The sequence below is a fragment of the Mycoplasmopsis agassizii genome (genome assembly GCF_002272945.1).
GTDB lineage: Bacteria > Bacillota_I > Bacilli_A > Mycoplasmatales > Metamycoplasmataceae > Mycoplasmopsis_B > Mycoplasmopsis_B agassizii.
Genome location: NZ_NQMN01000001.1, coordinates 31,970 through 43,774, shown reverse-complemented (window position 1 = coordinate 43,774; position 11,805 = coordinate 31,970). Strand labels below are relative to the sequence as shown.

Below are 11,805 nucleotides of genomic sequence, written 5' to 3'. Positions count from 1 at the left end.
GATAATTATTAAAATAATATTTAAGGTAGGAATTATATGAATGAAAATATTTTGAAATTAATTAAAGAAGAGATTGAAAATAAGAAAGTTGAATCAGTAAAACTAGAAGATATCGCTTTAATCAAAGCAGGTGTTGAATTAACTAAAGATAAGATGAATGATGAATATCAATATCCTGTAATGGGTGGTGGCTTTAAAGCAACAGGAAGATATCATTCATTTAATTCTGAAAGCGGAATTGCTATCGCAAAAGATGGAGTATATGCAGGTTTTATAAACTGAATTGACACAAATTTTTGATGTACAGGTCATTGTTATACAATTAAAGCTTTAAACGAAAAAACAACAGACAAATATTTATATTACTTTTTGAAGTCTAAAGAGTATGAAATTAAAAAACAAAAACAGGGTTCAGCAATTCCTAGTATTTATAAAGAAACACTAAATAAACTGGTAGTTTTACTTCCATCTACAGAAATTCAAAATAAGATAGTAAATATCTTAGATGAATTCTCTAGGCTGGAAGCGGAGCTGGAAGCGGAGCTGGAAGCGGAGCTGGAAGCGGAGCTGGAAGCGGAGCTGGAAGCGGAGCTGGAAGCTAGAAACAAACAATACAATTACTACCTACATCATCTATTAAATTTTGAAGGTGAAAAAGCAGAAAATGTTGAATTTTCAAAATTGAGTGAAATTGCAAAAATAAATTCAGGTGTCGAACTTACTAAAGATAAGATGAATGAAGATAACCTTTATCCTGTAATGGGTGGTGGTTATAAACCAACTGGCAGATATCATGACTATAATTCTGAGAGTGGAATTGCTATCGCAAAAGATGGTGTTTACGCAGGTTTTGTTAATTGAATTGATACCAACTTTTGATGCACGGGTCATTGTTACACAGTTAAATCCTCAAGTGAAAAAACAACAAACAAATTCTTATTTTATTATCTAAAATCTAAAGAATATGAAATCAATGGGCAAAAAATAGGTTCTGCAATTCCTAGTATTTATAAAGATATATTAAACAAAATTTTAGTACCACTTCCTCCACTAACAGAACAAAGCCGCATTGTCAACATCTTAGATAAATTCAGCAAATTAACTTCAGATATAAAAGAAGGTTTACCTGCAGAAATCAAAATGAGAAGACAACAATATGAATATTACAGAGAAAAATTATTAACTTTTTCTCAATCATAAAACACTCTAATTGGTTCATTTTCACGAACCAATTTTTATTTCAAATGTGAAAAAACTGAAAATTTTTTAAAGGTGATATTCTTTAGTTATAATTAAACTACTATGAAAAGCAAGAAATTCAAAATTACTACTGATCAACCTACTAAAACACTTAAGGCTTTAAAAGAAACTCACGATATGGAAGAAACAATTCATAAAGTTGATATCAATCAAAAAACAGGGAGAGCAAAATTACATTTTGAAGCGGAAGGTGACCCTAAACCTATTATTATTACTCCACCTGGACCAATTTTTCCACCACCAGGTGGTGGGGATTGAGAAGAAGATGGCTTACCTTTTGATAAGAAATGAGTTATGGATAAGATTCAAAAATCTGCAGATGGAATTATTAAATCAATAGGAGCACAGATTAATGAAATAAGAGTGCAGAACATGGGAATCAATTCTAAAATGGAAGGTCTTGAAAAGCAAAACATTGGAATCAATTCTAAAGTAGATAACCTTGAAACAAAATTTGATAACCTAGAAAATAAAGTAGATAATCTTGAAGTACAGGTTAATGAGGTAAAGGAGCAAAATAAAGATCTTTATTCAAAGGTAGAAAATCTTGAAGTTCAAGTTAAAGAAGTAAAGGAGCAAAATAATAAGTTAAATTCTAAAGTAGAAAATCTTGAAGTTCAAGTTAAAGAAGTAAAGGAACAAAATAATAAGTTAAATTCTAAAGTAGAGAATCTTGAAGTTCAAGTTAAAGAAGTTAAAGAACAAAATAAAGACCTTTATTCAAAGGTAGAAAAACTAGAAGTTCAAAACGAAGGTTTAAAAAAACAAAACGAAGAAATTGTTGAACAGTTAAAAGAAATTTTAGAAATAATTAAGAAAAAGTAATGAAAGATACTCAAATCAAAATGATTTGAGTATTTTATTTCAAAAAAATAAAGATTAAAACTAAACAGTTTTTTTCCTGTTTAGTTTTAACCCTTAAAATAATTATTGATCATAATCTGGATAACGAAGTAGTCTTTTGAATTCGCTGAATGCTAGTAAACATTCTGAAAATTCTTATCCAACATCAGTAAACTCATCTAGATTTTTTAATGCTAAACAAGTTATTTTCTTCATACTATTTCAACAAGATTTTTACTTTACTTCATAAAGTAAAAACGCAAATTAATGTCTCATATAAGATATGATATAATAAATTTATTAGTATACGTTTTGAAGAAAACAATATTGTTTTCTTCAAAGTTATACACTGATAATGATTTTTTTTACTAGGAAAAGGTGGTTAAAATGAAAGAAAAATTTACGATTGCTTCATTTTTTGCTGGTGTAGGTGGAATTGATTTAGGTTTTGAAAAAACTGGTTTTTTCAAAACAGTATATGCTAATGAAATTGACCCTTATCCAGTTAAAACCTTTGAAAAAAACTTTTCTTTAAAAGTAGATGATCGTGACATTAAAAATGTTAAAGCAGAAGATATTCCTAATGTTGATATTATTACAGGTGGTTTTCCTTGTCAAGCTTTTTCAATTGCAGGTTATCAAAAAGGTTTTCTAGATGAAAAAGGCAGAGGACAAGTCTTTTTTGAGCTAATCAGAATCATTAATAGTAAAAAGCCACGAATTGTTTTTCTAGAAAATGTTAAGAATCTAGTTAGTCATGATAAAGGTAATACCTTCAGAATTGTGCTTGCTAAATTAGAAGAAGCAGGTTATCAATATCATTATCAAGTATTAAATGCCAAAGACTATGGAAACACTCCTCAAAACCGCGAAAGAATTTATATAGTTGCTTTTAAAAATAAAAAAGACTATGAAAAGTTCAATTTTCCTAAGCCAATTGCTTTAACTAAAACCTTAGAGGATGTGATTGATTTTTCTAATAAACTAGATGATAAATATTACTATACACCTAATAAATATAAAGGTGATATTCATAAAATACTAGAAGAAGCAATGGATGAGCAAAATGCTGTTTATCAGTGAAGAAGAAAATATGCTAGAAAAAATAAATCAGGTGTTGTGCCTACCTTAACAGCTAATATGGGTGAAGGCGGTCATAATGTTCCCTTAGTTAAAACTAAACATGGTATTAGAAAAATGACACCTAGTGAATGTTTTAACTCACAAGGTTTTCCAGCAGATTTTAAATTACCACAGCAAACTGATTCACGTTTGTATAAACAAGCAGGTAATTCAGTTTGTGTTAATGTAATCAATCAAATTGCTAATAATATTTTAGAAGTTTTAAAATAGGCTTGGTTAGTGCAAGCCTATTTTTATTAGTTGTTATTTTGAGATTTTATAAATAAGATTTACTTGAATAAAGTTCGTATGCCTTTTTAACTTTCTTTACTAATAGTTTTTTAATATTTTGATTTCTTTTTCAAAATGAATCAATAATAAATTTAGTATCTAAAAGAATTGCAAAAATTGTTCTGTGTTTTAGCTCTTTATTATTCAATTCTTCCTTATCTAAGTTTCAGTTTGATTTTGCATAACCAATAACTGAAATATCATCCACTTTTAAATGAAATGAATTATTTTCTTTATCAAATGGCATTAAAAAAGCATTAAAGATTTCACTTGTTTCATGATCCATTTTATATGCATAATCACCATATGTAATCTGCTTTTGAATAGAGTCAGTATGTGGCAAATCTTTTAAGTCATCGCTTACGCCAAATTTGTAATATTTAGCATCTAAAATATAAAGACTATTATTAAGTTTCATGATAGTATCTGGTCTAAGATGTGAGTCATTGTATTTTTCTCTATTTAAAATATATCAGCTAGCACTTGGATAAAAATTGCTTTCATTTTGGTTACTGAAATGGTATTTAATAAGAGACTCTCAAATAGTTTCGTATGAACTAACTCCATATTTAATAGTAGATGCCTTCGCATCAAGTTTTTCATAATATGATAAAAGAATTCTTTTTAAAGCGTTTAACAAAAGTAAATTTCTGTCTATAAAAGTTAAATTAATCTCTTTATTAATCAATGAAATGTAGTAAGCAAGATTACTTCTATTTATATTAATACTGCTTTTATTAGCATAAACACCTGGATATAAAAATCCAACAAATGACAAAGAAATATTAAGACAATGCATATGAATATCAGTCAATTGAGATTTATAATAATTATTCTTATTAACAAAAATTTTTTGGAAAAACAACTTTTTTCCAAAAAACATTGTTGTTGAATTTAAGGTTTTCTTTCAATTGATTTTACCTTTTGTGTTTATTCTTTCGCTAGTAGTTCTACTCATGTAAGAACCATTATTTAAATAATCAGAAATTAGTCAGAAAAAATCAGAAAATGGAATTACTTCCTGATTTTTATTATTTGTCAAAATAGTTTTATTGTTTACAAACATTTCCTGAGATAAAGAAAAAGTTGAAATTAATGAACGAATACTCTCCTTACAATCTTTTTCTGTTCTAGGTATTCTATAACCATAGGGAAAAACAATTTCTAGATCATTTTGTTCAAATTTTACACCTATAAATTGATCATCCTTAGTTCCTGAGAAATTACGACATGCTTCAACTAACGTTTTCATTTTTTATTTAAATATTCCCTCAACAAAAATATCTAAACCTTTTTCAGCAAATCCTTCTAATACCGAATCAAATGTTTTGTATTCAGATTCGAATCAAAATAGAGGTGAAAGTTTTGCAATGTCATTTCAAATGTAAAATAACACTTTCTCAGCAAATAACTTATTAGTTTTAACTCCATCATCTGATTCATCATTAGCTATGTTAGACAATTCGTTTTTGCTAACAAAATAAACACCAATAGTTTTATCTTCACCAAATATATTTAGTTTTTCAGGGTTATTTACTATGTAACTATTAATAGTTGTCACAAATTTTTTTCAAGTTGTGTCTGTGCTTGGAACAAATAAATTAGCTAAATGATTATTGTTACTAAAATCATTTTTTATTTTAATTAAATTTCATCTTCTTTTAAATGCTGTATCCAAAGGATACACATTCTGGTCGCTAGTATTCATTGTTGCAACTATCGATAAATTTGAAGGAATAAAAATCTTATCTATTTTATATGACCTTTCCTTATTTATATAAAAAACTAAATTTTCATTATTAATACTATAAATACTTCTACCATCAGAATTTCTATCCAGTAATTGAAATATATCTCCAAATATTGCTGCTGCATTTCCACGATTTATCTCTTCAATAATTAATATAACAGATCTATCAGGATTGTTTAATGCATTAATTAAGGCAATCGTAAATGTACCCGGGCTAAATTTATAAACAACTTCGTTATCGCTATCTAGTGTAGGTATTATTTGACCAACAAAATCTGAATTAGTATACTCAGGATGAAATGTTGTTCTGAAAAAAATGCTTTCATCCTTTTCGTAATGCTGTTTAACAAAATAACTTTTACCAGATCCTGGTGAATCATAATAAATTTCGTTTTTTCCACCCTTTAAAAAATCTATAGAACTGTTTACTTTTTTATCAATCATCGTTTGTACTAGTTCTTTATAAGACTGAATAGTTGTGATAATAATAATCTCGTTTTTTTCTTCTCATACTTCAATAGATATTTCAGAACCAACAATATTATGGTCATACAATTTAGGAAACCATTCGTACTCCTTTTTGTTAGTTTCTTTAAAGTAAGTTTTCATTAGTTGAAATTTTTCAGATCTGCTATGTCTATCTTTTGTTGATGCAAAAATTATTTGATTATCTAAATTTTTATATTCTTCACCAATTATTGAAAGTACACTTTCATCTATTTTAAATTTTCAATCAGGTGATAATGAGTATAAAAAATGATTTTCATTAAATGGTTTCATATCTGAAACAACTAGAGCATTGTGATCTTCAAGATAACTTTTTAGTTCTTTATCTAAATTATACGAACCTTGAACTTTGGTTTCTAAATTGGGAACAATTTCTAAAAAATAGTTTGCCTGTGAATTATGAATTTTTCTTTTAAATACTTTCATTATTTTCCCCCGAAACAATAGAAATCATCGCTTTTGCAATCCCTTGAGCTAGTCTAGGTGGAACTGCATTACCTACTTGTGTATATTGACTTGATTTGTTACCTGTAAAAATATATCTATCAGGAAAACTTTGAAGTCTTGCTGATTCTCGCGCAGTAGGTACTCTATTTTGTGAATAGTGAAAATAATTTCTGTGTCCACAATCAATTGTACTACTTGGTAAACTACTATTCATTCTTTTAAATGCTGATTTATAATTTCTAACAGAGTAATATTTTGGATCTAAACACATAATATTACCACCATCTGGAACCTGCTTGATAATATCAATAGTTTGCTTTGTATGATTAGTAACAACATTGTTAAAAATTTTTTTTGAGTTTTTGCGCATTTCTTTTTGAAATTGATTTTCAGGTTTTCTTGCATAAGTCGTATGATCTTCATTGTTATCTAGATCAGGTAGATCTGATAAAGCATCTTTCGTAGAAACCTCTTTCATTTTAATAATTTTATCAAAATCAAAAAATTTATCAGCAAAACTTGCTGATAATAATCCGATGAAAAATACCCTATCTCTCGATTGGGGTACTCCATAATTTGAAGCTTTTAGAATTTTATAATTTACATTGTAACCAAGTTTTGAGAATCTCTCAACTATGTCTTTTTTAAAAAAGCCCTTTGACATTGTTAATAAACCTTTGACATTTTCCAAAATAAAAAATTTAGGTTTAATTATTTCTACAAATCTAACAAACTGTAAATATAAAGTATTGCGCTCATCTTTTTCATCTCGAGTACCCACCATTGAAAACCCTTGGCAAGGTGGTCCACCTATAATTCCTACTACTTCACCCTTAGAATTTAAATTAAATATCTCTTCATTTGTAAAATCAAAAATATCTCTAGTTGTACCGACTTTTTTATTTCTATTAAAGTTATAAGTTTCTATTGCATCATTTCATTTATCAATTGCTAATATTGATTCAAATCCTGCATTTTCAAAACCTAGAGAAAAACCACCAGCACCACTAAATAAATCAATTATTTTGTAATCCGACATATTTTCTCCATTAATAGTTTTCTTAATTGGTTGGCTATTGCATAACTTAATAAAGGTGGCACAGCATTGCCAACTTGTTTATATTGTGAAACTTTAGAACCTAGAAATTCAAAACTATCAGGGAAACTTTGTAGTCTCGCTGATTCTCTAACAGTAGGAACTCTATCTTTTACAGGGTGAAAATAATTCATGTGACCTGTATCAATTGTAATTGAAGCTTCTTTAAAATTTAGTCTCTTGTATGCTGAAGAGTGTCTGTTATCTCTTTGTGTTTCTCAAAGGTTAACTGGTACATCTCTTCAGTTTCCGCCTTGTGGAACGTGTTTAATTCTTTCAACGACAGCTTTCGAGTGCTTAGATTCTTCATGATTTTTAATTTGTTTATAATCATCTAAATCTCTAACGTAATTTAGAAATTCGTTTTCCATTTCTAAATTTGAATCAAATAAATCACCGATTGCATCGAACACAGTAAATTTTGTTTTATATGGCTTTAATGAAGTTATGTCAAAGTCAAAATCTAGATCATTTCTAATCGCAACAAATACTGCTCTTCTTCTAACTTGAGGAACACCAAAATCAGAAGCATTTAAAACATTATAAGTAACCCGATAACCTAATTCTTCTGTTATTTCAAGAATACGATTTTTTGCAAAACCATTGTCTTTTGTCAAAATTCCTGCTACATTTTCAATAACGAAAGCTTTAGGTTGAATTATTTTAACAAAGCGCAAATACTCAAAAAACAATTTGTTTCTTGGGTCATCTTTTAAATGACCATATCTATTAGCGCTACTAAAACCTTGGCACGGAGGACCACCAATAATTACATCAACTTTATTTTTAATTTCATCTATTTTAGAATCGTTTATTTTTGAAATGTCACCACAATAATGAAACTCACTTTCAGGAAAATTATGCTTATGAGTTAATAATGAATCATTATTGATATCGATACCACCAAATATTTTAAAATTAGCAAGATGAAATCCATAACTTAAGCCACCAGCACCACAAAATAAATCAAGCACACTAAGTTTTTCTTTTTCGTAGTTAAATCTTTCAATAATCATTTTAAAAACCCCTTTATATATAGTGATATTAAAAATTTATTTAAGCCTATTAAAATTTTCTTATTTTAATACTGATCTTGACACAATTAGATTGTCTTATATCATATATGATATAATATATAATAAACTATAAGTGTTACATGTTCATTTAATATTAAATTAAAACTAAGATATTTAGATGCTTGTTTATGAGTAAATATATTTTTTTGTTAATAAAATTAATTTAAGTTAGAACTTATTTAATTCTCAAAAAATCTAAATTTTCATTTAAATCTAGAATGTATTTATTAAAATAAATTTTAATTATTAGTCAAGATTTTCTTCTATTCATTCTCTAATTTCCGCAAAATCTCTTTTCAAAACATTTGATAGGTCAGAAGTGTATTCAGCATTAGTCACACCATCAGGTTGTTTTCCCTCGAACTTTGGAACATCATGAACTCGGTAATAACCTATGTTTTCAAGTGAGTAGTTTTCATTAAATTTAATATCTTCCAAATCTTCATTAGTGATTTTTTGAAGTAACGAAGTTATTTTTATATGCAAACTAAAGTTTGAAGGGTTTTCATTTTTAATTTTTTCCGCTAATGTGTATAGAGATAATCCAGAATCATCTCTTCTAAGCAGTATGGATACAATTCAAGTGTCATATATGTCAGTCATTAGCTGTTCATGCTTAAAATTATGTTTTCGATCTTGTCTTGTTGTGGTTTTAATTTCAATTTTATGCTTATCAGAAAGTGAAAAATCAAAAGTCCTTTTATCCTTAAATTGTCAGTATTTAGTAATATCTATCCTATTTTCATTCAGAAAATGCATAAACAAAAGTTCTCCATATAATCCTTGAAGACTGTTATATGGTAATTTTGTTTTATCTGAAAATAAACTTTTCATTGCATCAAAAAAATTTTTAATTGGTGTATTAGATAACTTATTTTCTTCAATGTATACATTTATCATTTGCAAAAAAACTAGTCTAATATTTTCATCATGACTAAAGCAAATTACAATGTTAAAATATTTTTCAATTGCCTTATTATCCTTATACACTTTATATTTCTTATTAATCCCCAATAAAAGATGGTTGGTTTTCTGAGAAATAGAACGACCATTATGGCTTTCACTTTTAGATACAAAAACAAGTTCATTGTCTTTTGTTTTTCCAATAAATGATTCCTTAAACTCAATAACATTAAATCCTTCATCAATAGGTAATTCTAAATTTTTTAATTCATTGATTAGCTCAGCAACAGTATTCATTATTATTTCCTTACTGGGTCTTTTGTTACAAAAGCTTTTCATTTGTCAGTTATCCAAAAAGGAGTATAAATAGCTAAATATGGTATCTCATAATCTTTTAGTTTACCATTTTTTGGAATAACTACGTGTAGTTGAATCTGCATTCTATCTCTATTGATTTCAGGCAAGCTTCTGTCCCCCTTGTAAAAGTTATTTGATTTGATTTTATCACCAGGGTCTCTTCCTTGCAAGAGACCTGATAATATATTTCCTTCATCATCAATCTCTCTTCTATACTCTTTTTCTTTTTCATACCTTACCCACACTACATCACATTGTGGGTTAATTTCAAGTGTTTGAAATGTTTCACTCATTTTTTTTAAGAAACCACTATCAAAGTCAACATTATCGTCCAGATTTAAATTTTTTTGATATTTATACTTATCGAATATTTCTTGTTTCACATATTCAAAGGGCAGATCTGGGATTAGCAAATGCTTTTGATATTTTGAGTAAGTTACTAAACGGCTATTTTCCTTATTAATTTCTACTAAATTGCGAAATAATTTTAAATTTTCCTCAATTTCATTAATATTAGATGTTGATTTTTCTAAAGTTTTAAATCCGTCAAAATTAGAAAACAAACGCTTTGTTCTTGCAACATTTGGTCTTGTCATCTGCAAAAACAAACTATTATTTACAAATACTCTTTTTATTTCAGAAAAGCGAACACCATCTTTCTCTGCTCTTTCAATTGTATTTCATAAAGAATCCTCGTGTTCATTTATATTTCTAAAATCCTCTTTTATTCGTTCTGTGGTAAAGACTCTACAAATATCAAAATATTTACTTTTATAACCAAATCATCTTGCTCTTTGTTCCGTATTATCAATATTACTTTTTGATGTTCTTGCCCTTCTAGTAATATATGTTATTGCTAGTCCACTTATTGTTACTCCTCTTTCAATCATGTTACCACCAATAAAGATGCTTGTGTTATAGAACTTTGCTTGGCTACTATCGTCATTGTCACTATTACTTAATAAAACAGGTGAACACTCTTTGATTGAATCTATAATCTTTTCTTCTAAATCGTGAAACTCTGGAACTATAACACCATCACTCTTATAAGAATCATAAGCATTAATAAGATGAGGCTTTAAATACATGCCATATGAATAATCACCTTGATTTTTTAGATCTGCAAATTGTTTTCAGGAATCTATAAACTTTTCAAGAATATTTTTTGTAATTTCATGTTCCTGTTTTTTTTCAGAAGTATGAAAAAGTAAAGCATGTTCTCCATTATCACCTCGATGTTTTCGTATTGCATTTGAAACAAAAAAAGCACTAATTGCTCTAATCACTGCTTCTGGAACAGTATTAGAATTTCAATATTCACCATCTTCATCAATAACTTTTACATATTTTTCTTGGTCAATTCCATGGAATTCGTTTAACCCACAGTATCCCTTTCCTGGATTGATTAATACACCAAAATCTGGAGATAAAACATCTGTAGTATCAATTAAGATATTTGCTTGGGGAGTTGCAGTTATAGACAAGAAACAGTTTCTAGATTTCAGATTTGTATTAGTTACAGAGTTATAAATTGTACTTAATTCTTTTTTATATGTTTTTGTATTCAATGATGCTTGATCGCCTTCGTCATCAATAATAATGGTTGGAACATCTCTTAATTTCTGTTTATTAAAAAGTTGAGATATTTTGCCTATATGCACTTGATTTTTAAGTGAAATTATTATTACTTTTTTACCATTTTCAATAAACTGAAGAATTCTCTCGGGAGTAAGGGATGGTCTATCTTCTTTTGTATTTATTATGATTAACTTTCCATTACCTAAACTTTTAAAAGCAGATTTAATTCTTTCGGAATTTTGATCTAGCAGTTTGTTCTTACTTCCTGCATAAACAATAGCTAGATTATAATTGTTATCAAAAGCTAATGCAATTAAAGAAATAAAATTTGATGTCTTACCACTTTGAACTCTTCCAATAACTATTCCTGTTTTGGGGTCACAAAATTGGTTAGATGGACATGGGCATTGCGATAAAACATTTACTCCATTTTGTATAATTGCATCAAGCGATTCTTTTGTAAAATTTTCATTTAACATCGAATCAGAAACACGCTTTACAAACTCCCCATCTGTATTAATTGTTCAGTCACTTGTTTCATTTATAGGAATAATTCTAATATTTTTACTGTTCAT

The 11,805-nt window shown here is 27.9% G+C and carries 9 protein-coding genes; 3 read left to right on the top strand and 6 right to left on the bottom strand.

Annotated elements, in window-relative coordinates:
* The first annotated feature begins 36 nt into the window (after positions 1–36).
* The 3 genes from CJF60_RS00160 to dcm all read left to right on the top strand — a co-directional run bounded on the left by CJF60_RS00160 (position 37) and on the right by dcm (position 3,456).
* Positions 37–1,200, top strand: coding sequence for a restriction endonuclease subunit S (locus tag CJF60_RS00160; protein WP_095279105.1), 1,164 nt, complete (start codon positions 37–39; stop codon positions 1,198–1,200).
* A 102-nt stretch (positions 1,201–1,302) separates the two neighbouring features.
* Positions 1,303–2,085, top strand: coding sequence for a hypothetical protein (locus CJF60_RS00155; RefSeq protein WP_084232712.1), 783 nt, complete (start codon positions 1,303–1,305; stop codon positions 2,083–2,085).
* Positions 2,086–2,490: 405 nt separating this feature from the next.
* Positions 2,491–3,456 carry a DNA cytosine methyltransferase gene (gene dcm, locus CJF60_RS00145; protein ID WP_084232711.1) on the top strand — a complete coding sequence of 322 codons (966 nt, stop codon included), beginning with the start codon at positions 2,491–2,493 and terminating at the stop codon, positions 3,454–3,456.
* A gap of 46 nt (positions 3,457–3,502) precedes the next feature.
* Here the strand turns inward: dcm and CJF60_RS00140 are convergent, their stop codons facing one another.
* The 6 genes from CJF60_RS00140 to CJF60_RS00115 form a co-directional block, all read right to left on the bottom strand.
* The gene (locus CJF60_RS00140; RefSeq protein WP_084232710.1) at positions 3,503–4,768 is read right to left on the bottom strand and encodes an LlaJI family restriction endonuclease; all 1,266 of its coding nucleotides are present in this window, start codon (positions 4,766–4,768) and stop codon (positions 3,503–3,505) included.
* A 3-nt stretch (positions 4,769–4,771) separates the two neighbouring features.
* Complete coding sequence (locus CJF60_RS00135; protein ID WP_084232709.1) at positions 4,772–6,199, bottom strand: AAA family ATPase; 1,428 nt, start codon at positions 6,197–6,199, stop codon at positions 4,772–4,774.
* On the bottom strand, positions 6,186–7,259 hold the full coding sequence (locus CJF60_RS00130) for a DNA cytosine methyltransferase (RefSeq protein ID WP_084232708.1): 1,074 nt from the start codon (positions 7,257–7,259) through the stop codon (positions 6,186–6,188). Before CJF60_RS00130 ends, CJF60_RS00135 begins: the two co-directional genes overlap by 14 nt.
* On the bottom strand, positions 7,241–8,332 hold the full coding sequence (locus CJF60_RS00125; RefSeq protein WP_084232707.1) for a DNA cytosine methyltransferase: 1,092 nt from the start codon (positions 8,330–8,332) through the stop codon (positions 7,241–7,243). Before CJF60_RS00125 ends, CJF60_RS00130 begins: the two co-directional genes overlap by 19 nt.
* A gap of 306 nt (positions 8,333–8,638) precedes the next feature.
* Complete coding sequence (locus CJF60_RS00120) at positions 8,639–9,592, bottom strand: PD-(D/E)XK motif protein (protein WP_084232706.1); 954 nt, start codon at positions 9,590–9,592, stop codon at positions 8,639–8,641.
* Between the two features lie 2 nt (positions 9,593–9,594).
* Complete coding sequence (locus CJF60_RS00115) at positions 9,595–11,805, bottom strand: Z1 domain-containing protein (protein ID WP_084232705.1); 2,211 nt, start codon at positions 11,803–11,805, stop codon at positions 9,595–9,597.